Source organism: Pseudomonas savastanoi (genome assembly GCF_020917325.1).
Lineage (GTDB): Bacteria > Pseudomonadota > Gammaproteobacteria > Pseudomonadales > Pseudomonadaceae > Aquipseudomonas > Aquipseudomonas amygdali.
Window position 1 is genome coordinate 526,348 of sequence record NZ_CP076652.1, and the last position, 26,278, is coordinate 552,625.

The window sequence follows — 26,278 nt, forward strand, 5'->3', positions numbered from 1 at the left end:
AGGCGGTACTCGTCATGGCTGATCGTCACGATTACGTGGCCCTTGAATGGCTTAAGGGCGAAATCGCCGAAACGCTGCGCCAGGCCCGCAACGAGCTGGATGCCTTCATAGAAGACCCGGCCAACAGCGCGGCGATGGCCGAGTGTCTGAACCTGGTGCATCAGGTTCACGGCAGTCTGCAGATGATCGAGTTTTACGGCGCGGCGTTGCTGGCCGAGGAAATCGAGCAACTGGCGCTGGCGGTCCAGCAGAACCGTGTCAGCCATCCGGTGGAGTCCGAGCAACTGCTGATTCAGGCCATGAGTCAGTTGCCGGTTTATCTGGAGCGTATCCACTCCGCGCGCCGCGACCTGCCGCTGGTGGTGTTGCCGCTGCTCAATGACCTGCGCAGTGCGCGGGGCGAAAGTCTGCTCTCGGAAACCAGCTTGTTCGCCCCGCAACTGGTCGTCGTTCCTGCGCTCGATGACCAGGAACTGGCGCGGCGCAATACCCCGGAATTGCCCAACCTGCTGCGCAAGCTGCGTCAGACCTTGCAGGCGGCGCTGGCGGGCCTGATGCGCGAGCAGGGTGTTCAGACCCAGCTCGGTTACATGGCCAAGGTGTTTGCCCGGCTGGAGCAGTTATGTGAGGACGCGCCGCTCGGGCCGCTCTGGCGAATCGCCTCGGCGCTGGTCGAAACCATGCTCAACGGTAACTTCACCAACAGCCCGGCCCTGCGCAGCCTGCTGAAGGATGCCGACAAGGAACTCAAGCGGCTGGCCGAGCAGGGCGTGACCGGCATCAATCAGCCGGCCCCCGAAGAGCTGCTGAAAAGCCTGCTGTTCTACATCGCCAAGTCCGACAGCCTGGCACCGAAGATGCTCGACCTCAAAGACCAGTACGCGCTGGCCGATGCCTTGCCCGGCAACGATGTGGTCAACGAAGAGCGCGCACGTATGGCCGGGCCGGACCGCGACGCCATGCGCTCGGTAATCGTAGCCTTGTGCGAAGGGCTGGTCCGGGTCAAGGAACGGCTCGATGTGTTCGTACGCGGTGACCGCCAGCATGTCAGTGAGCTCAACGCGCTGCTGCCGCCGTTGCGGCAGATCGCCGATACCCTGGCGGTGCTTGGCTTCGGTCAGCCGCGCAAGGTGATCATCGATCAGCTTTCTGTCGTTCTGGGGCTGGCGCAGGGGCAGCGCGAGCCCAGCGACGGCGCGCTGATGGATGTCGCGGGCGCCTTGCTCTACGTCGAATCTACCCTCGCGGGCATGGCCGGGAGCAACGAACAGGCCAGTCGCGAAGAAAGCCGCCTGCCGACCACTGACCTGACGCAGATTCATCAACTGGTGATTCGTGAAGCCCGCACGGTGTTGCAGCAGGCCAAGGACGTGATCCTCGATTACATCGACGGCGAGTGGGATCGCCAGCGGCTCGACCCGCTTTGCGCGCTGATCGTGCAGGTACGGGGTGCGCTGGCGATGATCCCGCTGGCCCGTGCTGCCAGCCTGCTGGCCGCCTGCAACGAATACATTCAGGAACACCTGCTGGTGGACGAAACCCGTCCCGGCTGGGTTCAGCTCGATTGCCTGGCCGACACCATCACCGGCATCGAGTATTACCTGGAACGCATGCTCGAAGACCATGAAGCACCGGGTGATCAGGTCCTCGACATGGCCCAGCAAAGCTTGGCGCGGCTGGGCTATACGCCCGCTGCCGACACCCTTGAAGTGCCGTTGCTGGAAGAAATCATCACCCAGGATGAGTTGCTGGAACTGGATGATCGCAAGGCGCTGGTCAGCCCTGCGCAAACCATTGCTCAGGTCCTTGCCAGCCCAGTGTCGGCAGTCAATCCGCCTGCCCGCAACGTACCCACCAGCCTGTTGCCGCCCTCGGCAGATGAAGAGGCAGTGGACGACGAGTTGCGCGAAGTCTTTCTGGAAGAGGCAGACGAGGTCCTCGATGCACTGCGCGAGTATCTGCCACGCTGGTTTGCCTCACTGGGCAGCGGCGGCCAATGGGACAGCACCGCACTGACCGAAGTGCGCCGGGCGTTTCATACCCTCAAGGGCAGCGGCCGGATGGTGCGTGCGCTGATCCTCAGTGAACTGGCCTGGTCGGTGGAGAACCTGCTCAACCGGGTGCTGGAAGGCGATGTTCTGCCTGGCCTTGAAGTTCAGCAATTGATGAGCGAAGTGCTGACGCTGCTGCCGTCGGTGATTCGCGATTTCGCCGAGGATGCGCAGCGCCAGCGTAACGATGTCGACCTGCTGGCGGCCCGTGCCCATGCGCTGGCCAATGGGCTTGAGTTGCCGGTACTGCCTGCAGCCCCTGACCCAGTGCCAGGCGAAGCGCTTGATCCACAATTGCTGGAAATTTTCCGTCAGGAAGCGCTCGGGCATCTGAATACCCTGGGTCGTTTCCTCGACAATGCGGAACAATCGGCATCGCCTTCGATCAGCGACGCTGTGCTGCGTGCACTGCACACGCTCAAAGGTAGCGCGCACATGGCCGGCGTGTTGCCGATTGCCGAGCTGGCCAGCCCGCTCGACCAGTTGGTGCGTGAATACAAAGCCAACCTTATCGACATCGGCGCGCCCGAACTCGCCCTGCTGCGCAGCGCAGAACCGTTGTTGCACAGCGGGCTCAAGCAACTCGACACAACCCCGCTGGCAGCCATTGCGGGTGCTGCGCAGCTGATCGAAGCGGCTCTGGCGCTGCTCAACGAGCGCCTCACCGTGGTGTTGCGCGAGTCGGACAGTGGCCTGCGGATCAAGCGTAATCCCACGCTGCTTGCCGGCTTTCTGGCCGAAGGCATGGATATCGTGCTGGACGCGGAAAACCTGTTGCGGCGCTGGCGTCAGCACCCCGGCGAACGTCAGGAACTGAGCGCGTTGCTCGATGAACTGACCACGCTGGGGCATGGCGCGCATCTGGCCGATCTGCCGCAGGTCGATGAACTCTGCGAAGCCTTGCTCGACCTTTACGGCGCGGTCGAGGAAAGCAGCCTGGCGGTCAGCGAACGCTTTTTCGATGCGGCAGAGAGCGCCCACGAAGCGTTGATCAATATGCTTGATCAGGTGGCTGCCGGTCAGGATGTCGAACCGCGTCCCGAATGCGTGCGTGCCTTGAACCAGTTGCTGGATCAGGCGCTGGACCCTTCAGCGACCGGTCTGGTCAAGAGCGACGGCCACCGGACCCTGAGCGTTACCGAACTCAACGCGGCCACCGAGCAATTGGCCAGTGAGGCCGAGCACACTGAAACTGCCGGCCCGGACGACGAGATCGTCGAGATATTTCTGGAAGAGGCCGTCGATATCCTCGACAGCGCCGGTCAGGCCTTACAGCGCTGGCTGGCTGATCCGGAAAACTCCGCGCCGCTGGCCTCACTGCAGCGCGACCTGCACACCCTCAAGGGCGGCGCGCGGATGGCCGAGGTGGCCGAGGTGGGCGACCTTGCCCACGAACTGGAAAACCTCTACGAAGGCTTGATTGACCGGCGCTTCAACCATTCGCCAGCGCTGGCCGAACTGCTGCATGAGAGTCACGACCATCTGGCGATTCTGCTGGAGCAGTTGTATCGGCAGGAAGCGCTCAGTGACCCCTCGGCCTTGATCGAAGCGCTGGGCCGTTGTCGTACGCTCGAGAGCTCAGGGTCTGATGTGCAGGCACCGCCAGCGGCCAGCGAAGATCTTCCCGAACATGACACCGAGCTGCGTGAGGTCTTCCTTGAGGAGGGTTTCGATATCATCGAAAGCTCGGGCGCTGCGCTGGCCCGCTGGCAGGCCGATCCGCACAACCTGCTGGAAGTCGAAAACCTGTTGCGCGACCTGCACACCCTCAAGGGCGGTGCGCGGATGGTCGAAATCGCCCCGATAGGCGACCTCGCCCACGAGCTGGAAACGCTTTACGAAGGGCTTTCTGCCGGCAACCTGCAACCTGCGCCATTGATGATCAGCCTGTTGCAAAGTGGTCACGATGTGCTGGCTGACATGCTCGACGCAGTGCGTAACGAAAAGCCGCTGCCTGATGCCTCGCTGCTGATTGAAAGCATCCGCAGACTGGCCAGCGATCAACCGGTGGGCGAGCCGGTGGTTGCGCAAGCTTTTGAAACCGGTCCTGAATCGGTGGTGGCCGTCGCGCCTGCTGCTGACGGCGAGGTTGAGCGCAGTGGGCCGGAAATGGTCAAGGTGCCCGCCGAGCAACTGGAAGACCTGGTCAACCTGGCCGGTGAAACGTCCATTTTCCGTGGGCGGATCGAACAGCAGATTCTTGATTCACAGGTCGCGCTGCTGGAAGTGGAAACCACTATCGAGCGGATGCGCGATCAATTGCGTCGCCTGGATATGGAAACCCAGGGCCGCATTCTCAGTCGTGAACAGGTTCAGGCCGAGCGGCTGGGTTATGAGGAATTCGACCCGCTGGAAATGGACCGTCATTCGCAGTTGCAACAGTTGTCGCGTGCACTTTTCGAGTCTGCCTCCGACCTGATGGACCTCAAGGAAACCCTAGGTGCGCGAGCCCGCGACGCTGAAACGCTGCTGTCGCAACAGGCCAGGGTCAACACCCAATTGCAGGAAGGCCTGATGCGTACGCGCATGGTGCCGTTCGAGCGCCTGGTGCCGCGTTTGCGTCGCGTGGTACGCCAGGTTGCCTCGGAGCTGCACAAGAAGGTCCATTTCGAGGTCGGTAATGCCGACGGTGAAATGGACCGCAATGTGTTGGAAAGGATGGTCGCGCCGCTGGAACACATGCTGCGCAACGCTGTTGATCATGGCCTGGAAAGCACTGAAAAACGCATCGCTGCCGGTAAGCCGGAGCAGGGCCATATCAGCCTTGAGCTGATGTACGAAGGCGGCGATATGGTGATCGAGTTGAGCGATGACGGCTCGGGTGTCGACCTGGCAGCCGTGCGCCGCAAGGCCATCAAGCGCGGCTTGATCCATCCGGATGCCGATCTGTCCGACCATGAGGTTTTGCCGTTCATTCTGCAGGCGGGGTTTTCCACCAGCGAGATCATCACCCAGATTTCCGGACGTGGCGTCGGCATGGATGTGGTGCATGCCGAGGTCAAACAACTGGGCGGCTCGATGGTCATCGACTCGGTGCCTGGCAAGGGCACGCGCTTCCGTATTCGCCTGCCTATTTCGGTGTCGGTCAACCGTGCGTTGATGGTGACCTGCGGCGAAGAGCAATATGCCGTGCCGCTCAATACCGTTGATGGCATCGTGCGCGTCATGGCCAATGAGCTGGACGGCTACTACCAGACCAGCCCGCCGCGCTATCAATACGGCGGACGTAGTTACGAGCTGCGTTATCTGGGCGAGTTGCTGGGCAGCAGTCCACCCAGGCTTGCCGGGCAATTGCAGCCGCTGCCGGTGTTGCTGGTGCATTTGCAGGATCAGTGGGTGGCGGTGCAGGTCGATGCGCTGGCAGGCTCGCGCGAGATCGTGGTCAAGAGCCTTGGCGCGCAGTTCTCAAGGGTGCAGGGCATTTCCGGTGCGACCATTCTCGGTGATGGGCGTGTGGTGCTGATTCTCGACTTGATGGCGCAGATTCGTACCTTGCAGGGCTTGCCTTTCAGAGGGTTGGCGCCTGTCTACCACGAAGCCGAGCACGCCAGACCGTTGCTGGTGATGGTGGTGGACGATTCGGTGACGGTACGCAAAGTCACCAGCCGGTTGCTTGAGCGCCACGGCATGCATGTGCTGACCGCCAAGGACGGGATTGACGCCATGACCCTGTTGCAGGAGCACACGCCTGACATCATGCTGCTGGATATCGAAATGCCACGCATGGACGGCTTTGAAGTGGCCAGCCAGATCCGCCAGGACGAACAGCTCAAGGAACTGCCGATCATCATGATCACTTCCCGCTCGGGCCAGAAGCACCGCGATCGGGCCATGGCGGTGGGCGTCAATGAGTACCTGAGCAAGCCTTATCAGGAAACCGTGTTGCTGGAGAGTATTGCTTACTGGAGTCAGGTGCATGTCTGAAGGTACGTTCCAGACCAGTCGCCTGACCAGCCTGACCGGCCTGCTGTTGCCGTTGAGTGACCGGCATTTGCTGCTGCCCAACGTCGCGGTCGCCGAGTTGATCGACTATCAGGACTGCAGCGCAGAGCCGGGCGCTCCCGAGTGGTATCTGGGACCGATCAGCTGGCGTGAGCTGACATTGCCGCTGCTCAGTTTCGAAGCCGCCTGCGGAGGCCGTACCCGCGTGGGTGGCCGGGCCCGGATTGTAGTGCTCAACGCACTGGGTGGGCGCAACGACGTCAGGTTCATTGCGTTGCTCACCCAAGGCATTCCGCGCTCGTGCAAAGTCGACAGCCAGTTGAGCTACGTCGACGTCCCACTGGCTGAACTGGAGCTGGCTGCCGTGCAGATCGGCGAAACCGTGGCGCGCATCCCCGACCTGGAAGGGCTGGAGCAGTGGCTGGTGGATGCAGGGCTGTCATAGGTAAAGAGGACGCAGAGCGTCCAGAACGGCATGCGACGCGGAGCGTCGCACGATAGTCCGGTTATCGTTCCGCACGCTCCAGCGTGGGAATGCCGTGCGTGACGCTCCGCGTCACAGATCTGTGCCGCGCCGCACATTCCGGATAGGACGCAGAGCGTCCAGAACGGCATGCGACGCGGAGCGTCGCACGATAGTCCGGTTATCGTTCCGCACGCTCCAGCGTGGGAATGCCGTGCGTGACGCTCCGCGTCACAGATCTGTGCCGCGCCGCACATTCCGGATAGGACGCGGAGCGTCCAGAACTGCATGCGACGCGGAGCGCCGCACGATAGTTACAGGATTATCGTTACTCACGCTCCAGCGTGGGAATGCCGTGTGTGATGCTCCGCGTCACAAATCTGCGCCGCACCGCACAGTCAGGATCGGACGCAGAGCGTCCAGAACGGCATGCGACGCGGAGCGTCGCACGATAGTTACAGGATTATCGTTCCTCACGCTCCAGCGTGGGAATGCCGTGCGTGACGCTCCGCGTCACAGATCTGTGCCGCGCCGCACATTCCGGATAGGACGCGGAGCGTCCAGAACTGCATGCGACGCGGAGCGCCGCATGATAGTTACAGGATTATCGTTCCTCACGCTCCAGCGTGGGAATGCCGTGCGTGACGCTCCGCGTCACAGATCTGTGCCGCGCCGCACATTCCGGATAGGACGCGGAGCGTCCAGAACGGCATGCGACGCGGAGTGCCGCACGATAGTTACAGGATTATCGTTCCTCACGCTCCAGCGTGGGAATGCCGTGCGTGACGCTCCGCGTCACAGATCTATGCCGCGCCGCACACTCAAGGCAGGACGCAGAGCACGGTGAGCATGGGCACGATAGGGGACCAAAAGCCTCACGACGAACAGCTGATTTCCAGATGCTTGCCCCAGTCCGGTGGTCGCTGGGCGTAGCCTTCCATTCCGGGTTGTTCGGTGAAGGGCGTGCAGAGCACCTGATGCAGACGGCGGACTTCTGCATAGTCACCTTTTTCCGCTGCGGCGATAGCGTTCTGGGCCAGGTAGTTGCGCAGTATGTACAGCGGATTTACCGCGTGCATGCGGGTTTGACGCTCCTGCTCGGTGCCGTTGTCCTCGAGGGCAATACGCGCCAGATACGCTTCTGCCCAGCCATCGAAACCCTTGATGTCGACAAAGTCGTCGCGCAATGTGCGCAGCGCTTCTGCGGCGGGCTGATCGCCCAGGCGGCGGAAAAAAAGGGTGTAGTCCACGCCACTGTTCTGCATCAGCTTCAACAATTGGCTGACCAGTTGTTCGTCCTGCTCTTGGGCAATGGTCAGGCCCAGGCGACGACGCATCAGGTCCAGGTAGTGCGCCTGATACAGCGGCAGGAACAAGCCAATAGTCTCGCGTAACGCTTCCACGCTGATGAACGGTGTCAGCGCCTGCGCCAGTGCGCTCAGGTTCCATTGTGCGATAGGCACCTGATTGCTGAAGGAGTAGCGGCCCTCGTGATCGGAGTGGTTGCAGATGAAGTGCTCGTCGAAATCATCCAGAAACGCAAACGGCCCGAAATCGAAGGTAATGCCCAGAATCGACATGTTGTCGGTGTTCATCACGCCATGACAGAAGCCGTAGGCCTGCCACTTGGCAATCAGCTCTGCGTTGCGCTCGACGATTTCGCGGAACATCGCCAGATACGGCTCGGGCTGTTCCTGACAATGCGGGTAATGCATGGTCAGCACATGTTCGGCCAGCGTCTTCAGCTGCTCTGGCTGTTTGGTGTAGAAGAAGTACTCCAGACTGCCGAAGCGCACATGGCTCTGCGCCAGACGCAGCACCATCGCGGCGTGCTCCTGGGTTTCGCGCCATACCGGCGTGCTGGAGCTGACTACGCACCCTGCACGGCTGCTGGGGATACCCAGCGCGTGCAATGCTTCGGAAGCCAGAAACTCACGGATCGACGAACGCAGCACAGCGCGTCCATCGCCCATCCGCGAGTACGGCGTGCGGCCCGCGCCCTTGAGGTGCAGGTCCCAGTGTTCGCCTGCGTCGTTGTACACCTCGCCCAGCAACAGCCCGCGACCGTCGCCCAGGCGCGGGTTGTAGGAGCCAAACTGATGGCCGGAATAAACCATCGCTCGCGGCTCGGCTTCGGACCACAGCTTGTGGCCGCTGAATATCTCCGCGAACAGTGGCAGATCGGCTTGTTCAGGGGCCAGGTCCAGCAGTGCCAGTGCTGACTGGCTTGCAACCACAAGCCGCGGCGTTTCGATGGGCTCAGGCAGCACGGAGGTGGAGAACGCATCGCCCAGACGGGCAAAGCGGTTGTCGAAAATGAGTTCGTCGAGTGCTTTCAAAACGTAGCGCCTCCAGAGGGGGATTTCAGGCTTTCAACGAAGCGGCGGCCTGCCTGGCTCGTCGGGCGTGTTGCAACGGTCAGAACCCGTAGACCGGGCCCCGGGGTGGTAGTTCTGGCGATCAGGTAGACGCCCGGACTACCGGGCCCGGGTTCGCTCGTAGGCGGCTAGAATCGTGCGCTCCGATTGCACCAGATATTCTTCGAGCATATGGGTCGCTTCATCGGTCTTGCCAGCGTCGAGGCGGCCGAGCACGGCAGCATTCATGTCCAGGTAGGGCGAGTGGAGCAATTCCGGATTGTTGAGCAGCCCGAAAGCCAAGCGCAATTCTGCCGAGATCTGCGCATAAAACGCTACCAGTCGCGGGCTGTCGGACAGTTCGACGATGGCCTTGTGAAACTTCATGTTGGCGGTGCCCACGGCCATCCAGTCATTGGCTTCACGGGCGCGCACGCCTGCCTCGACCGCATTGCGCATGTTCTGCACGCCAGGATGCTGCGGATATGCCTGGGCAATCGCCCTGCATTCGATGAAGCGCCGGATGCGATAAATATCGATGATCGAGGCCATATCAGGCTTGGCCACGGTCACTCCGCGGTTGGGTTCATGAGTGAGCAAACCCTCGCGGGTCAGAATTCTGAAGGCTTCTCTCAAGGTATTGCGGGAAATCTGCAGGCTTTCGGCCAGCGCCGCTTCCGAAAGACGTTGACCGGGAACCAGCTCACCCTCGACCAGCATTCTGCGAAGCTCTGTGGTGATTGATTCTCCAAGCGTACGAGGGAGGAGAGAAGCAGCGTCGTTCATAAAGGGTCCGGATAAGGAAAAGCCGAGTCGATATTCCACGACAGCTCATTGGCTGGCAAGGACGAAGGCCATCCGATGCTTCATCAGGTAGCACACTTGAGTTCAAGCGTAACAATATGGTGCGTATTGTTGATCCATGAGATATGGATTGTTCAACAATATTATCTTTATGTATCTACAACTTGCCGCTGTTTAATGCCCTTTGGCATGCTCATTGCTCTGGCAGGTTACCTCTCATCTCAGGAATGCCGCCGTGACACAGACTGCCAATGAGTTCACCAAGGCGCGTCGCGCCTCATTGATCGCCGCGATCTTCATGATGGCGACCTCTGCCATCGGCCCAGGCTTTCTGACCCAGACAGCCACCTTCACCGCGACCCTGGGGGCGGCGTTTGCCTTCGGCATTCTGGCGTCGATCCTGATCGACTTCGTGGTGCAGTTGAATGTCTGGCGCATTGTCACGCTGACCAGAATGCGCGCATCGGATCTGGCCAACGCGGCGATCCCCGGCAGTGGTTACCTGCTGGCAGTGCTGGTCATTTTCGGCGGGCTGGTATTCAGTCTGGGCAACATTGCCGGTGCAGGGCTGGGGTTGAATGCCTTGATCGGCCTTGATCCCAAATGGGGTGGCGCCTTGAGCGCGCTGATCGCCATTGCGATCTTCTCGTCGCACCGTGCGGGTATTGCGATGGATCGCATCATGATGGTGCTGGGTACCTTGAAAGTCTGCCTGATCCTGTTCGCTGCCTTCGCCTCGCACCCGCCGCTGGGCGAGGCGCTGCGTCAGACGGTATTGCCGGACATGGTCGATTTCGCCGCCATCACCACCATCGTCGGCGGCACGGTCGGCGGCTATATCACTTATGCCGGTGCTCACCGCTTGCTGGATCGCGGCACCGTCGGGGTCGAGAACATCAATGTAGTGTCCAAGGCGGCGCTGACCGGTATTCTGGTCACCGGGGTTGTCCGTTACATACTGTTTCTGGCAATCCTCGGCGTGGTCGCCAGCGGCGTCGTAATCGATGTATCCGGCCAGGGCGCAAACCCTGCGGCCCAGGCGTTCACCGCTGCCGCTGGCAACTTCGGCCTGATCATGTTCGGCCTGGTGCTCTGGGCGGCCGGCATCAGCAGCGTGATCGGCGCGTCCTATACTTCGATGTCGTTCATCACGGTATTTTCCAAACGCATCACCGAGCGCGTGCGCAACCTGGCAACTGTCGGCTTTATCCTGATCACCGTGGTCGTATACGTCATGTGGGGCAAACCACCGGCCGCGCTGCTGGTCTTTGCCGGGGGCTTCAACGGTTTGATCCTGCCACTGGGCCTGAGCATTTTCATGTACGTCGGCTGGCGCCGGTCCGACATGATGGACGGCTACCACTACCCGCGCTGGCTATTGGTGCTGGGCGTGCTGACCTGTCTGCTGTCGTGGTACATGGCGTTCAAATCGGCGGGAGCCATCTTTGCCTTCATCAATGCAGCCTGATTTCGGAGAATAAAAATGCCTGCAATAGACCTCAACAGTGATCTCGGTGAAAGCTTCGGCGCCTGGAGCATGGGCGACGACGAGGCGATTCTCGATGTGGTCAGCAGTGCCAACGTGGCCTGCGGTTTTCATGCTGGCGATCCGGCCGGCATCCTCCGTACCCTCGAGGCCGCTGCGGCCCGCGGCGTTGCCATTGGTGCGCATGTGGCTTACCCGGACCTCGTCGGGTTTGGCCGTCGCAACATGGACATCCCGAGCGACCAGCTGACGGCCGACGTCATTTATCAGATCGGCGCGCTTCAGGGCCTGGCGCGCAGCGCCGGTACCAGCGTGACATACGTCAAACCTCACGGCGCGCTGTACAACACCATCGCTGGCGATCAGCGCCAGGCGGCGGCGGTCATTCAGGCGCTGTTGCGCATCGACCCTGCGCTGAAGCTGGTGTGTCTGGCCAATTCGCCACTGCTCGGCTGGGCGCGGGAAGCCGGACTGGCGTGCGTTGCCGAAGCGTTCGCCGACCGCGCCTACACTGCCGAAGGCACGCTGGTTTCCCGTTCGCGACCCGGTGCCGTGCTGCACGATGCCGAACTGATCGCCGAACGCATGCTGCGTCTGGTGCGCGACGGGGTTATCGAGGCTGAAGATGGCCGCGAAATCAGTCTGCAAGCCGACTCTATCTGCGTACACGGCGACAGTCCGGGCGCGGTGAACATCGCCCGCATCCTGAAAGACCGTTTGCACGACGCAGGCGTTACCGTCCGCGCATTCAACCGGGGCTGACCATGAACAACACCTTGCAACACGCCCGTCAGGCGGCTATCGAGGCACGTACCCGCTATCGACAAGGGTTTGTTTCGCCGACCGCGGGTCAGGCCCCCGGTCTGACCCAGTGCAACATGATCACGCTGCCGCGCGACTGGGCCTATGACTTTCTGCTGTTCGCCCAGCGCAATCCGCAAGCCTGCCCGGTGCTGGATGTGACCGAGCCTGGCAGCTACACCACGTTACTGGCCGAACAGGCCGACCTGCGCACCGACCTGCCGTTGTATCGGGTCTGGCGTGATGGGCAACTGGCTGAAGAAGTCAGCGACGCCAGCGAAATCTGGGCGCAGCACGGCGATCTGGTCAGTTTTCTGATCGGTTGCAGCTTCACCTTCGAAACCGACCTGATGAACGCCGGGATCGATGTGCGCCACATCAGCGAAGGCTGCAACGTACCGATGTACCGCAGCAATCGTGTCTGTCGACCTGCCGGGCGCTTGCAGGGAAACATGGTGGTGTCGATGCGACCCATCGCTGCCGACCGTGTTGCCGAGGCAGCGCGGATCACCGGGCGCTACCCCGGCGTGCATGGCGCGCCGGTGCATGTCGGCGAGCCCGAACTGCTCGGCATCAAGGACCTTGCGCACCCGGACTTCGGCGATGCCGTGAGCATCAAGCCCGGCGAGATTCCTGTGTTCTGGGCCTGCGGCGTGACCCCGCAGGCGGTTGTCATGGCGTCTCGTGTGCCGTTCGCGATTTCCCATGCGCCGGGGCACATGTTCATTACCGATATTCCGGACAGCTACTACCACGTATAGGAGAGGCTCATGCGTTTCTACCCGGCCAACCTGGACGCGCTTCTGGTTGAACTGTCGAACCTGGACGAGACTCTGGCCCTGTTCGAATCGTTACAGCAGATGCCCATTTTCGGCGTGGAGGAAATCGTTCCAGCGGCCCGGACGCTGCTGGTGCATTTTCGCCCGTCCGCCATCGGTTTCGAGGCGCTGGCGGCGCAGATTGCCTCGCGTGACATTCGCGGCAGCGCTCGCGAGCCCGGCAAGCTGATTGAAATACCCGTGCATTACAACGGTGAAGACCTGGCTGATGTGGCCCGCGAGCTGGAGATCAGCGTTGACGAAGTGATCAAGCGCCACACCGGCAGCGACTACAACGTTGCCTTCTGTGGCTTTGCGCCCGGTTTTGCCTACCTCAGTGGCGGTGCCGGCTTTGTCGTGCCGCGGCGCAGCACACCGCGCACGCGCATTCCCGCTGGTGCAGTGGCGTTGGCCGGTGGTTTCAGCGGCATTTATCCACAGGCCAGCCCCGGTGGCTGGCAGATCATCGGCGTGACTCACTCAAAAATGTGGGACCTGGGCCGCGACGAGCCAGCCTTGCTTCAGCCTGGCTATCGCGTGCGCTTTCAAGACGCCGGTCCGCTGCCCGTGACCAGCGTTTCGGTTGCTGCGCCCGTTCGTCAGCAGGCGTCGACAATCACCGAAGACTATCTGCAAGTCGTTACGCCGGGTTTGCAGACCCTGTTTCAGGACCTGGGTCGTCCTGGTCGGGCAGGGCAGGGTGTTTCCGCATCAGGCGCGCTGGATCGCGGCGCATTGCGTGCGGCTAATCGTGCAGTAGGCAACGAGCCAGGCACTGCTTGTCTGGAAATTCTCATGGGTGGCCTGACGTTTACCTGTCAGGGCCAGGCCGTGGTAGCGGTTACCGGTGCTCAGGCGCCTGTCGAGGTGCTGACGGCTGATGGCCAACGCATGCAGCCGCCGCTTTACGCGCCGTTTTCGTTGCAGAGCGGCGATCAGGTGAGCATCGGTTCGCCCACCGCAGGCTTGCGCAGTTATCTGGCCGTTCGCGGTGGTTTTGTCCACGAGCCGGTGCTGGGCAGTCTGTCCACTGACACGCTGGCCCAGGTCGGACCCGCAGCGCTGGCGGCTGGCGACCGGCTGGGCTTCAAGTGCAGAACCGGCGGCGCTGCGGTGTCGACTGGCGAACAACCGGCCTTCGACATGCCGCGCAATGATCAGGTCATTACCCTGGATGTGGTCATGGGGCCGCGCAGCGACTGGTTCACGGCCGAGGCGCAGGCGTTGCTTGCGCAGCAAACCTGGCTGGTTACGCCGCAATCCAACCGTATCGGTATCCGCCTGGCGGGCGAGCAGTCGCTTGCGCGCGCCGTCAGTGGCGAACTGCCCAGCGAGGGCACCACGGTCGGTGCCATTCAGGTACCGCCCAGTGGCCAGCCGGTACTGTTTCTGGCGGACCACCCGTTGACCGGCGGTTACCCGGTCATCGGCGCAGTCGCTACCTATCACCTGGACAAGGCCGGGCAGATTCCGGTCAATGCCCGCATTCGTTTCAACCCGCTGAGCGCCTTCGAGCCAGTGCGCCCCGCCACTTCAGACGAGACCAATAACAGATGAAAAAGGTTCTGATTGCCAACCGTGGCGAAATTGCGGTGCGCATTGCCCGCGCCTGCCGTGACTATGGGGTTGCCTCGGTGGCCGTGTATGCCGATGCCGATATCGACGCGCTGCATGTGCGTCAGGCCGATGAAGCCTACGGGCTGCAAGGTGAGCGCCCCACCGACACCTATCTGAACATCGAAAAGCTGCTGGCAGTCGCTGCTCGTGCCGGTGCCGACGCGGTTCACCCAGGTTATGGCTTCCTCTCGGAACGCGCCGACTTTGCCCGCGCCGTAATCGACGCCGGCCTGACCTGGATCGGCCCGGACCCTGCAACCATCGACGCGCTGGGCGACAAGGTGCAAGCCCGGCGCATCGCTTTGAAAGTCGGTGCGCCGCTGGTAGCTGGCACTGAAAACCCGGTGAAAGATGCTTCTGAAGTGCTTGCGTTCGCCGAGCAGTATGGCCTGCCGATTGCCATCAAGGCGGCATTTGGCGGCGGCGGTCGAGGCTTGAAGGTGGCCTGGAAGCTGGATGAAGTCAGCGAACTGTACGAGTCTGCCGTACGCGAGGCAGTAACCGCGTTTGGTCGGGGCGAATGTTTTGTCGAACGCTTTCTGGACCGTCCTCGTCATATCGAAGCGCAGATCATCGCCGACCGCCACGGCCGCGTAGTCGTTGTCGGCACCCGCGACTGCTCGCTGCAACGCCGCAATCAGAAGCTGATCGAAGAAGCGCCAGCGCCTTACCTGGATGATGAACTGCGCCAGCGCATCCACGATTCGGCCCGTGCGGTTTGTGCCGAGGCAGGCTATGTCGGTGCCGGTACGGTGGAATTCCTGCTCAGTGGCGACGGCACCCTGTCATTCCTGGAGGTCAACACACGCTTGCAGGTCGAACACCCGGTGACTGAAGAAACCAGCGGTGTGGATCTGGTCATCGAGCAACTGCGCGTGGCCGACGGCCTGCCGCTGTCGTTCGATGGTACGCCTGTACCACGCGGGCACAGCTTCGAATTCCGCATCAACGCCGAAGATGCAGGCAACGGCTTTTTGCCGACCCCGGGCACCATCGACGTGTTTCAGCCACCGTCCGGACCGGGCGTGCGCCTGGACACCGGCGTGACAGAAGGCTCGCGAGTGTCAGCGAACTTCGATTCGATGATCGCCAAACTGATCGTCACCGGCGCGACCCGCGAACAGGCCATCAGCCGCGCCCGCCGCGCCCTGGCCGAGTTCAAGGTGGAAGGCGTCGCCACCGTGCTGCCGTTCCATCGAGCCGTCATGGCCCACGACGACTTCACCGCCGCCAATACCTTCGCCGTCCACACCCGCTGGATCGAAACCGACTTCGCCGAGCACGTCACCATCGCACCGCGCAACGCTGCGCCAGTCGATGCAGGCGTGCTACGCACCTTCGTTGAAATCGACGGCAAACGCCACGAACTGGGCCTGCCCGCCGCGCTGCTGGCCGGCATGAGCCTGAACGCTGCCGCACCGGCTGACGCCAGCCAGCCAGCTGCCGACGCCCCTGACCCGCACGCAGTACTGACGCCGGTCGCGGGTAATCTGCATGCGTGGGCAGTTGAGGACGGAGCGACAGTAGAAAAGGGCCAGGTGATCGCCATCATGGAGGCGATGAAGATGGAAACATCGATACTGGCGCCGTGTGCCGGAACCGTGCAGATCAGCAAGGAGCCTGGCGGGTATCTGGAGGCGAAGGTGGTGATTGGGCGGGTTGAGGCCTGATTTGATAGCAATCACGCGTCAACCGGGCTGTTACCCGATTGACGCGTGCTGTTGCAGAAAGTAATCGCCTTAGTCCAGCCGCAACTCAGGCGGCTCCGGTGCATCCTTGGTCGCCGGGGCCACTTTGGTGTTTACCGGTTGCAGCGTTGTTTGCCCGGTCGGGGCACCGTTTTTATCGCTCGGCTCTGCGGGCACCAGTTTGTATTCCAGGCCCTGGGTGTTCTTGAGGTAGATCTCCATCTGGCGGAACGAGATGTTGATGTGCTGCTTCTTGAACTCGCGATTGATGAAGCGGTTGATCTCGTCCAGCACCGGGTTGCGGTCGCCCAGGTCGCGGACGTGCATGCGCAGTTCGTGGTCGAGGGTGCTTTCGCCGAAGTTCAGGAAGTAAACGATGGGCTCTGGTTCCTTCAGCACCCGAGGGTTTTCCCGGGCGGCTTGCAGCAGCAGGGAGCGCACCAGATCCAGGTCCGAGCCGTAATCGACGCCCAGCTTGAGCGTTACGCGGGTGACAGTGTCGGTCAGCGACCAGTTGATGAGCTGGCCGGTGATGAAGGTCTTGTTCGGGACGATGATGTCCTTGCGATCGAAGTCAGTGATGGTCGTTGCGCGGATGCGGATCTTGCTGACCGTCCCCGACAGGGCGCCGATGGTGATGGTGTCACCGATCCGCACCGGACGTTCGAAGAGGATCATGATGCCGGATATGAAGTTGGCGAAGATCTCCTGCATGCCGAACCCGAGCCCTACCGACAGCGCCGCGACCAGCCACTGCAATTTGTCCCAGCTCACGCCCAGCGTTGACAGCGTTGTCACGAAGCCGACACCGGCGATGGTGTACGACAGCAGCGTGGTCGTCGCGTAGGCACTGCCTTGCGCGAGGTTCATGCGTGACAGCACCAGCACTTCCAGCAGGCCGGGCAGGTTGCCGGCGAGCACGAAGGTGATGACGATGATCACCCCTGCACCGAGGAAGTCGCTCAGGCTGATCGGCACCATACTCATGTTGGCACCGGTACCGCTGGTGTATTCGTAGAGGATGATGTTGTCCAGGTAGGCGAACACGGTGATCAGCTCGGCCCAGACCAGGTACAGCGCACCGACGAAACCGGCCAGCAGGGCCAGACGAATCAGGCGCAGCGACTGCTGGTTGACCTGTTCGATGTCCAGTTTCGGCTCTTCGACCGGAATGTCGCTGTCGCCGTTTTCCCGGGCTGCCTGACGTTTGGCCAGTGCACGCTGGTAAGCTAGGCGGCGGGCGGCGACGCTCAGGCCGCGGACGAACGTCGCCTCGACCATCAGCCAGATCATCATCAGGTACAGGGTGTCGATCAGGCGGTCGCTGAGCTTGAGCGCCGTGTAGTAGTAGCCAAAGCACACGGCCAGAAAGAGTGCGACGGGCAGTGCCGTGAACACCACACCGACAGTCTTGCGGAACAGCGAAGCGTTATGATGCGTGGGGCTTGAGATCAGCAGGCGAGCGAGCAGCCAGGTCATCAGAGCGTAACAGGTCAGCACCACGCCGATCCCCAGCACATCGTCGGCCAGCGCGGCAGGCTGGTGCTCGGCTACGGCCACCACCGCCACCAGGGCCAGGACGACCAGTCCGAGGCGACGCACCCAGCCACGCAGGAACTCGACCTGCGCCGTTTCCCAGCGGAAATGCAGCTGGGCAACGCCAGATGGGGCGAGTACGCGGTAGGCGGTGTAGAACACCAGCCAGGCGAGGGCGATCTGCAGCAATGCCTCACCCAGGTTGGCGTTCTGCCCGCGTGCATCGATTTGCAGTGCATAGCCGCACAGCGCCAGGCCCAGCGCCACGGGCATGGCCAGCAGCACGTTGATCAGCAGCGCCAGTGGCGTTTTCCATTGGCTGTCACGTTTGAAGTGGCCGATGTCGGCATGCAGGCGATTCAGCTTCTGATACAGCGCCTTGCGCCGCCAGGTCAGTACGCCGATCAACAGCAGCAGGGGCAGGAACAGCAGCGGTCGCTGAGTCAGACCGTCTGACAGCTCGCTCAGGCTGGATGTCCAGGGCAGGGTGGCGATCTGCTTTTGCAGGCGCGGCCAGATATTCTGAAACCATTCCAGGTCCAGCGGCTTGTTGCTGGGGATCCAGAACATCTGCTCGTCGAGTGTCGCGCGCAGCCCCTGAGCGGTGCTGGTCAGCTGCTTCTGGTTCAGTTGCAGCGTGATGGACTCGTTGAGCAACGCGCTCAGCTCGCGATTGAGACGCTCCAGCAAGTCGCTGCGGGTGATCGCCAGGTCGAGCAGCGTGCGGCGCAGTTGCGGGGTAATGTTTTCAGGCGGTTGAGTGGCGAGCAGCTTCTCGACATAGGCGGTCGGCGTGCTCATCTGCTCGCGTTGCTGGTTGATGTCGAACTGATACAGACGAATGTTGGCGATTTCGTCGGCCAGGCCCTTGTCCAGCTCCAGATGTGGCAACGCCTGCTTCTGCTTGTAGAGAATCTTGGACAGCAGCAGGCTGCCGCTCAGCACGTTGATCTGCTCGCTGAGGGCTTGATCGGTCTGGGTCAGGTTGTCCAGTTGCTGTTTGGTCTTGAGGTTTTGCTGGGTCAGCTCGTTGAGGCGGTCGGTGCCGCGCAACAGGTAGTCAGACAGCTTGAGGTTGGCGGCGCTTTCGGTCGCCAGCAGGCTGCTGCCACCGGACTTTTGCGCTTCCAGGGACAGGTCGGCGACCGTTTTCTGCGACTGGGCGCGACGCTTATCGTTGATCAGGGTTTGCAGGTCCTGAATTTCCTGTTCCTGGCGCGCGACCTTTTCGGTCAGCAAGTCGTGCTGGCTATTGCCCAGATCCTGCAACTGACTGTTGCCGGCCAGTTCCTGACGGCGCAGCAGGTTGAGGGCGTTGATCGAGGCCAGTTCTGCATTGAGCAGGTTGCGCTGGTCGGCGCTCAGGGTCTTGCCGTTGTCTTTGCCACTCTTGAGGATGGCGTTGATCTGCTGGATACGCGTCTGATTGGCGCTGATTTCAGTCTGCGCCCGCTCAGGCCGGGTCTGCGCGGTGATTGCCAGGCTGTTGGCGTCGTTGAGTTCGCTTTGCAGGTCGCTTTGCTGAGTACTGCGCTGGCTGAGAAGTTGCTCCAGTTGCGGCACATCCAGGCCGCCATAGCGCTGGGCGACGGGCACCACTTTGCTTTCTTTCAGGCGGGCCAGCTCGCGCTGGTTTTCCGAGGTCTGTTTTGGCGCCTGGGCCAGTTGTTGCTTGAGCGCTTCGAGTTTCTGCTCGCTGTCCTTCTTGCTGGCGAGAAAAGCCAGCGTTTGCTCGAGTACCTGTTGCAGCGCTTTCTGCTCGGCATCAGGCAGCTTGCGATCAGCAATCTTGTCGAGACTTTGCTGCACGGCATCGCTGCTGGGCGGATCGGCGGCGAGCGCCGGGAAGGTGGACAGGCAAAGCGCAAACAGTGCGGCAGCACAAATGGAACGCAGGGAAAACATAGACACCGGTCGCATGATGATACGTGTGGATTGGCAGTTTAAAGGAACAGTCCGGGGCCCGGGCGGGTTCCTTCGGGGAATTTGACGCCCACTTTCTGGATCTTGTTCCCGTCCATGACGGCAACTGTCCAAATAGTTCCATTCCATTCAATCTGGTCGCCCACCACCGGCTCGCCGCGGTTCTTCTGCACAATGAACTGGCTGAGCGGCATTCCGGGGTCGATACCATCGAGTTTCAGGCCATACAGGGCCGCGACTTCACCCAGCCGTGCATCGCCTTCAAGTACGAAGTCGCCGAAGAAGCGCAGGTCCAGGCCACGTTGCGGTGCCTGGCTGAACAGTTTGCCCAACGCCGGAAGGTCGTGTTCGTGACCGATCACACACAGTAGGTCACCCACTTCCAGCGTCGTACTGCCGGACGGGTGGAGCAACTGCTGGCCCCGGAACAGCGCGGCAATACGCGTGCCCTCAGGCATTTTCAGCTCACGCAGCGCAGCACCAATGCACCATTTTTCAGCGCCCAGACGGTAGACGAACAGCTCCCATTCACTGGTGACGTGCACCTCCAGCGCGGCCCGGGAAATAGGCGCGGGGTCAGGCGGAACCGTCACTTTCAACAGTTTGGCCATCCACGGCAGGCTGGTGCCTTGCAGCAACAGCGAGACCAGCACGATAAAGAACGCCAGGTTGAAATACAGCTGCGCATTGGGCAGCCCGGCCATCAGCGGGAACACGGCAAGGATGATCGGCACCGCGCCACGCAGGCCGACCCAGGCGATAAAGGCTTTTTCGCGGCCATGGAAGGCCTTGAACGGCAGCAGGCCGACCATCACCGACAGCGGGCGTGCCACCAGAATCATCCACAGCGCCAGGCCTAGCGCTGGAATCGCAATCGGCAGCAGGTCGTGGGGTGTGACCAGCAGGCCCAGCACCAGAAACATGCCGATCTGTGCCAGCCAGGCCATGCCGTCGAGCATGTGCAGGATGCCGTGGCGGCTGCGAATCGGCCGGTTGCCGAGCACCAGACCGCACAGGTAGACCGCGAGAAAACCGCTGCCGTGGATAGCGTTGGTCAGGGCGAAGATCGCCAGGCCGCCGGCAATCACCAGAATCGGGTACAGGCCGGCCGCCAGATTGATGCGGTTGACCAGCTGCAGCAGGATCCAGCCGCCGCCCAGGCCGATGAAACTGCCGATGCCGAACTCCTGAATCAAATGCCCCAGCAGCCCCCAGTGCAAACCGGTCTGCCCACTGGCCAGCATGCCGATCAGGGTGACGGTCAGGAACACGGCCATAGGGTCGTTGCTGCCCGATTCGATCTCGAGGCTGGCGGTGACCCGCTCGTTCAGGCCTTTGCCGCCCAGCAGGGAGAACACCGCAGCAGCGTCTGTCGAACCGACGATTGCACCGATCAGCAGCCCCTGGATAGCGCTCAGATTGAACAGCCATGCCGCCACCATGCCGGTCAGTACCGTGGTGATAAGCACGCCCACCGTCGCCAGCGACAAGGCAGGCCACAGCGCTACCCGGAAACTGGCCACCCGGGTGCGCAGCCCGCCGTCAAGCAGAATGACGGCCAGCGCAAGGTTGCCGACCAGGTACGCGGTAGCGTAGTTATCGAAGATGATCCCGCCGCCATCCACGCCCGCTACCATACCCACGGCCAGGATGATGACCAGGATCGGAATGCCCAGGCGTGATGAAAGAGAACTGACCAGGATGCTTGCGGCTACCAGCAACGCGCCGACCAGGAACAGGCTGTTGATGGTGGTGGCGTCCAAGGGCGGTACTCCGTAGAAAACTGAATTGAAGCGAGAGGGGCGAAAACTGACCATGCAGTCCGCGTGCCAAGCGATTTAACCTGTTGAATTGCTTGGCTGTCAAAGATCAATTTTCGGCGGATCACGCAGATTCGGCGTTCCAGAGCACGTGACTCGTCGCAATCTGGCGGTCGACACAGACGTATATGCCACAAGCCAAGCCTTCTTGCGGCCTGTTGTCGAGCTCCAGCTATAGAAGGTTTTCATCATGGACGATGAAAGTGCAGAAATAAGAAGGGCGGAAATTCATTTAGCGATTACCTGAATCCGCATGCAGAGTTCTGGGCGCGGGCGAGTCAGTACTTACGGCTGAACCCGATCAATCTGCAGTCACCCGCTGCCTTTGCTGTCGGGCCTCTGACTGAATCAGTTCACGCGCCTGCCTGCGCAGGGTCGCGTTATAAATAGTTAGTGCCACGTATGCCGTAAGGGGTGATTACGTGCATGACTTCTCTCATACAGGAAGAAGTCATGACGACCCAATCTCTGAAAATACCTGAAACCGATCAGCAACTGCTGCGTGAACGCGCGAAGCAATTTGTTTTCGACTACCCCGATCTGCACGATCTGGCCTATAGCGTAGTCAGCAAGATCATGCTTCAGCACACGAAAAAGGTGTTCAACCCCGACAAGGTCTATTGGCATCGTTTCGGCAGCGCAAGCAGCAGCCCGCGTACATTTACCGGCTGGCGGCATTCCGGCAAACCGCTGCAATCGATGACGTTGATCGAACTGCTCATGCAGAACTTCAACGCCCACGACCAAGAGGCCAGTGATGAGCTTTCCCTTTACGGCGGTTTTTATACCGACGGTCCGGATCATGAGGTGTTCGACGAGCGCAACGAGGTGCCCATGCTGCCGCAGACTTTGCTGGCAGAAATGTGGACGCTGGATTTCAGCTCGCTGTACACCCGCTGCATGGAGCGTTTCTGGAGTGCGCACAGTGAGAATTTTTGCATTCTGGCCAAAGCACACTATTTGGTTGCAGCCGGTAATTGCCTGCGCAAAGGTCAGCTTTCGCCAGACGAATTCAAGCACGTCACTCGATTCGTCGTCACTGATCCCTCGCAGCCTGCGACGCTGAAGGCCTTGCGGGACTCGCCTTTGGTAACGCCTGGCCTTTCGGTGCATACGCTGGACATCAACGGCGTCAAGACTTACGACATGCTGCGTATCGTTATCGCTGATGGCCGGGAAGTGATTTACCGGCCTGATGCCGAGCAGCCTTTTCAGGTGTTCGAAAACGAACGCGCGCTGTACAACTGGCTCAAGGGGCAGTTCGCGAGCGAGCAGGCGGGTAAGGCACTGACAGGCAATTTCCTGCGCGGCGAGGCGGCACGAACACAGGACAGCGTCAGGTTTGCGCGCGGAGTCAGTGAATTGCTCGCGCATGACTGGCGTGCCGATGTCCGACTTATCAATCAATCCCGGGCACCCATCGTGGGTGATCCCTTTATTTATCTGCGTGATATCGCGCGTCAGGTCATGACCGCCGACGCGCATCAGTTGCTGACGTCCAACGCCGATCTGCGCAAGCAGATGTGGATCGGTTATCTAAGTGCCTTCATGCAGGCTTTTGGCGGGCTAGCCGCGTTGGGGTGGCCCATTGCTCTGACGCTGGTTGGCGCAGGCCTCGCCAATACCGGGTTGAACATTGATCAGGCGGTCAATGGCAAGACCCCGGCGCAACGTCGCGCTGGTGTATTGGGTGCCATTATCAACACCCTTTACCTGCTTTTTAACCTGCCGCTACTGATGTCCATTCGTGCCATGCCTGAGCGTATGCCATTAGTGCGGGCGGATGTCGTGTCGCTCCCCGGTGAAGTTGTGGAAAGTGGCGTGATTGTCGATCCGCTGGAAAACATGGAAGGCAACCTGCTGCTGGAGAGCCTCACGCCTTCAGCCGAAGAAGGCAGGTTTCGTGGCGTTTACTCATTGGGCAATGGCGAAACCTGGATCAAGCTTGCGCGGTTGCCGTACCGCGTGATGTTCAGTGAGCAACAGCAGTGCTGGTTCATCGTTGACCCTGACAATCCTTTTGCGTTCGTTGGCAGTAAGCCGGTTCGCTTGGGGCTCGACGGGGAATGGACGCTGATCCAACCACCTGGCTTGCAGGGTGGCTCGCCTATGGATCCGCAGGTGCCGTCTACCAGCTCATCAGTCCCGCCAGGAAAACCTTATGCAACAGTGCATTCAACGTTCTGGGACAGGTACCTGCAAACGGACATATTCAATGAGCAATATTATGCAGAAAGAGCCCTGACTCGTCAGAAAGAGGTCATGGATATCTGGGAGCCAACCACGGACGATGTTCTGGAGTCTGACTCTTCACCCGAAGGCGATGAAGTGTACCGGGACCCGTGGCACGGTAAACACAGGGTATTCAAGCTGGGCGAGGACGACTATTACGGCGCTAACATCATGCTCTATACCCAGGAGGATACGGTGTTCAATCGATTCCTGCGTACAGGCGAACGTAGGGGCTCCAACCAGGTAAGGTTCATTGAGCGTCTTGCCGATGACATCCAGGTAGTGGGCTATAGCAATGATGTCGAGTTGTATCGGGGTGGCAGCGGTGATCGGGGTACCTCGGGTGCCGTGTTCCGCAGCGGGCAGATCAAGATCGGCGATGTGCTGGTCAATACCGATATCACTTCGTTCAGTGAAAACCCCTACGTGGTCAGCGCGTTTGCCAGCAGTCGAGCCGGTGCTCCTACTAACGCGGTGATTGGGCCGATAACGTTCGATGATACTTCGGTGGTCTTTGTGTTGCCCAAAGGACGGTATTTGAGGGCCACGCCGATCGCGCCATTTTCAGCCTCGCCCGATGAGGCCGAATCGATCTTTTTGCCTGGTTGTTATTTTCAAATCGAGAGTATCGAAGAAGTGGTCGGCGAGTTTTACCGCATCATGAAAGTCCAGATGCAGGAGGTCGATCGCCCGGTTCAGGGAAGAGCGCTTTACGATATGCGCACGGGCGAGCCATTCAGTCGAGAGCAATACGCGCTCAAGTTGGGGGCAGATGCCAAGGCATTGGTCGACCGGTTCTTTCCACAGAACCCGATGACTGACCTGTTCAGCCCTCACTGATCAAGCGCCGCCCGGTTTTATTTAAAACCAGCCATCGCGCATGGCAAGGCAAGTGTCATCGCGGTTTTCCAGAATGCTCAGTTCGTGATGGCAGCCCGGTACTTCCCAGGTCAGGAAGTACCGGGCTGCTTGAAGCTTGCCCTTGTAGAAGTCGCTGTCGGCCGAATGACCTTTGCCCAGACCTTCCTCAGCGCGAATCGCCTGTTCCAGCCAGCGCCAGCCAATAATGGTATGGCCGAATACCTTGAGGTACAGCGCCGAATTGGCCAGGGTACTGGTGATTCTGCCTTGCGCCAGATCGGTCAGCAGACCGAGGGTGACAGCCTGCACATGAGTGACCAATTGCTCCAGAGGTTGGCGCAGCTCATGAAGTGAGTCGTAAACCTGCGCCCGCTCGCATGTGTCGGATATCAGGCGCAGCAGTTGCTTGAGGCCGGTGCCGCCATTTTGCGCCAGCTTGCGACCAAGCAGGTCCAGCGACTGAATGCCGTGAGTGCCTTCATGAATCGGATTAAGCCGGTTATCGCGGTAGTACTGCTCAACGGGGTATTCGCGGGTATAGCCGTGACCACCGAGAACCTGAATCGCCAGCTCGTTGGCCTTCAGGCAGAACTCCGAAGGCCAGGACTTGACCACCGGAGTCAGTAAGTCCAACAGTTCATGGGCATGCTTGCGGGCGTCGTCGGTTTCGCCGGTCTGTGTGTCGTCGAACAGTCGCGAGGCATACAGGCACAGGTCGAACGCGCCTTCTACATACGCTTTCTGGGTCAGCAGCATACGCCGCACGTCGGCGTGCTGAATGATCGGAACAGGCGTGCTCTCGGGGCTTTTGCTGTCAGGCAGCCGACCTTGAGGTCTATCGCGGGCATAATCCAGAGAGTACAGATACCCCGAATAGCCGAGCATGACCGCGCCCAGGCCGACGCCGATGCGTGCTTCGTTCATCATCTGGAACATGTAACTCAAACCATGATGAGGCTTGCCGACCAGATAGCCGACACACTCACCGTTATCGCCGAAATTCAGCGCGGTGGAGGTCGTGCCTTTCCAGCCCATCTTGTGAAACAGGCCAGCCAGCAGCACATCGTTGCGCTTGCCGAGGCTGCCGTCGTCGTTGACCAGAAACTTGGGCACGATGAACAGCGAGATACCTTTGACCCCGCCAGGGGCATCCGGCAGTTTTGCCAATACCATGTGCACGATATTTTCCGAAAGCGCGTGATCACCACCCGAGATGAAAATCTTGTTGCCACGCAGCCGGTAGGTGCCGTCGTCTGCCGGTTCGGCGCGGGTGCGGATGTCTGACAGCGACGAACCTGCGTGTGGCTCGGTCAGGGCCATGGTGCCGAAGAAGCGCCCCTCGATCATCGGTTGCAGAAAGCGCTGTTTTTGTTCGTCGTTGCCAAAACTCTCAATCAGATTCGCCGCGCCCATGGTCAGGAACGGGTAGGCCGTGGTTCCGACATTGGCTGCCTGAAAGTGGGCAAAGCAGGCCTGTGACAGTAGGGTCGGCAACTGCATGCCGCCCGCTTCAAAATCACGCGATGCATTGAGAAAACCAGCGGCGAGAAACGCATCCACAGCAGGCTTGACCTCGGGGATCAGAATCGCTTCGCCATTTTCATAGCGCGGCTCGTTTTCGTCAGCCTTGCGGTTGTGCGGCGCAAAATACTTTTCCGCGATAGTACGCGCCGTCCCCAGCGCTGCATCAAAGGTTTCCCGCGAATGCTCGGCAAACCGCTCACGCCGCGTCAGCCCTTCGGCGTCCAGCACTTCATACAGCTCGAAAGCCAGGTTTCGGGAACTGAGCAGCGACTCGGACATGATGGCGTACCTATTCTTGGAATGGCTCAAGTCTAGGTCGGGTTGAGGAGGGAGGGTAGCAAGATTGATTCGGGTG

13 protein-coding genes are annotated in these 26,278 nt (G+C 60.7%); 8 read left to right on the plus strand and 5 right to left on the minus strand.

Going from position 1 to position 26,278, the window contains the following annotated elements; all coding sequences use genetic code 11:
• Window positions 1-14 precede the first annotated feature (14 nt).
• Both KP808_RS02425 and KP808_RS02430 read left to right on the plus strand, forming a co-directional pair.
• Window positions 15-5,975, plus strand: a complete 5,961-nt coding sequence (locus KP808_RS02425) for an Hpt domain-containing protein (protein WP_230017381.1) — start codon at window positions 15-17, stop codon at window positions 5,973-5,975.
• Window positions 5,968-6,438, plus strand: a complete 471-nt coding sequence (locus tag KP808_RS02430; RefSeq protein WP_002551743.1) for a chemotaxis protein CheW — start codon at window positions 5,968-5,970, stop codon at window positions 6,436-6,438. The genes KP808_RS02425 and KP808_RS02430 overlap by 8 nt, the downstream gene beginning before the upstream one ends.
• 893 nt (window positions 6,439-7,331) lie before the next feature.
• Here KP808_RS02430 and selO read toward each other — a convergent pair.
• Both selO and KP808_RS02440 read right to left on the minus strand, forming a co-directional pair.
• Entirely contained in the window at window positions 7,332-8,795 is a 1,464-nt protein-coding gene (gene selO / locus KP808_RS02435; protein ID WP_058407728.1) for a protein adenylyltransferase SelO, read from the minus strand.
• Window positions 8,796-8,933: 138 nt separating this feature from the next.
• A complete protein-coding gene (locus KP808_RS02440) occupies window positions 8,934-9,533 on the minus strand; it encodes a GntR family transcriptional regulator (protein WP_058399853.1) in 600 nt (199 codons plus the stop codon).
• Between the two features lie 319 nt (window positions 9,534-9,852).
• On the opposite strand from KP808_RS02440, the gene KP808_RS02445 reads away from it, so the two are divergent.
• Genes KP808_RS02445 through KP808_RS02465 form a run of 5 tightly spaced genes read left to right on the plus strand, consistent with a single transcriptional unit; the run spans window position 9,853 to window position 16,009 of the window.
• Entirely contained in the window at window positions 9,853-11,085 is a 1,233-nt protein-coding gene (locus KP808_RS02445; RefSeq protein ID WP_230017382.1) for an NRAMP family divalent metal transporter, read from the plus strand.
• 15 nt (window positions 11,086-11,100) lie between these two features.
• Entirely contained in the window at window positions 11,101-11,865 is a 765-nt protein-coding gene (locus KP808_RS02450) for a LamB/YcsF family protein (RefSeq protein WP_002551748.1), read from the plus strand.
• A gap of 2 nt (window positions 11,866-11,867) precedes the next feature.
• Window positions 11,868-12,665, plus strand: a complete 798-nt coding sequence (locus tag KP808_RS02455; protein ID WP_058399855.1) for a putative hydro-lyase — start codon at window positions 11,868-11,870, stop codon at window positions 12,663-12,665.
• A 9-nt stretch (window positions 12,666-12,674) separates the two neighbouring features.
• Window positions 12,675-14,279: a 5-oxoprolinase subunit B/C family protein gene (locus KP808_RS02460; protein WP_230017383.1), complete on the plus strand. Its 1,605-nt coding sequence runs from the start codon at window positions 12,675-12,677 to the stop codon at window positions 14,277-14,279.
• Window positions 14,276-16,009, plus strand: coding sequence for an acetyl/propionyl/methylcrotonyl-CoA carboxylase subunit alpha (locus tag KP808_RS02465; protein ID WP_230017384.1), 1,734 nt, complete (start codon window positions 14,276-14,278; stop codon window positions 16,007-16,009). The genes KP808_RS02460 and KP808_RS02465 overlap by 4 nt, the downstream gene beginning before the upstream one ends.
• Window positions 16,010-16,078: 69 nt before the next feature.
• On the opposite strand, the gene mscK is transcribed toward KP808_RS02465, so the two are convergent.
• Window positions 16,079-19,468 carry a mechanosensitive channel MscK gene (gene mscK, locus KP808_RS02470; RefSeq protein WP_230018786.1) on the minus strand — a complete coding sequence of 1,130 codons (3,390 nt, stop codon included), beginning with the start codon at window positions 19,466-19,468 and terminating at the stop codon, window positions 16,079-16,081.
• Window positions 19,469-19,506: 38 nt separating this feature from the next.
• Entirely contained in the window at window positions 19,507-21,249 is a 1,743-nt protein-coding gene (locus tag KP808_RS02475) for a potassium/proton antiporter (RefSeq protein WP_230017385.1), read from the minus strand.
• A gap of 483 nt (window positions 21,250-21,732) precedes the next feature.
• Between KP808_RS02475 and KP808_RS02480 the strand changes: the two genes are divergently transcribed.
• Window positions 21,733-24,378 carry a dermonecrotic toxin domain-containing protein gene (locus tag KP808_RS02480; protein WP_230017386.1) on the plus strand — a complete coding sequence of 882 codons (2,646 nt, stop codon included), beginning with the start codon at window positions 21,733-21,735 and terminating at the stop codon, window positions 24,376-24,378.
• A 21-nt stretch (window positions 24,379-24,399) separates the two neighbouring features.
• On the opposite strand, the gene KP808_RS02485 is transcribed toward KP808_RS02480, so the two are convergent.
• Window positions 24,400-26,202, minus strand: a complete 1,803-nt coding sequence (locus KP808_RS02485; protein ID WP_122280658.1) for an acyl-CoA dehydrogenase — start codon at window positions 26,200-26,202, stop codon at window positions 24,400-24,402.
• Window positions 26,203-26,278: the final 76 nt, after the last annotated feature.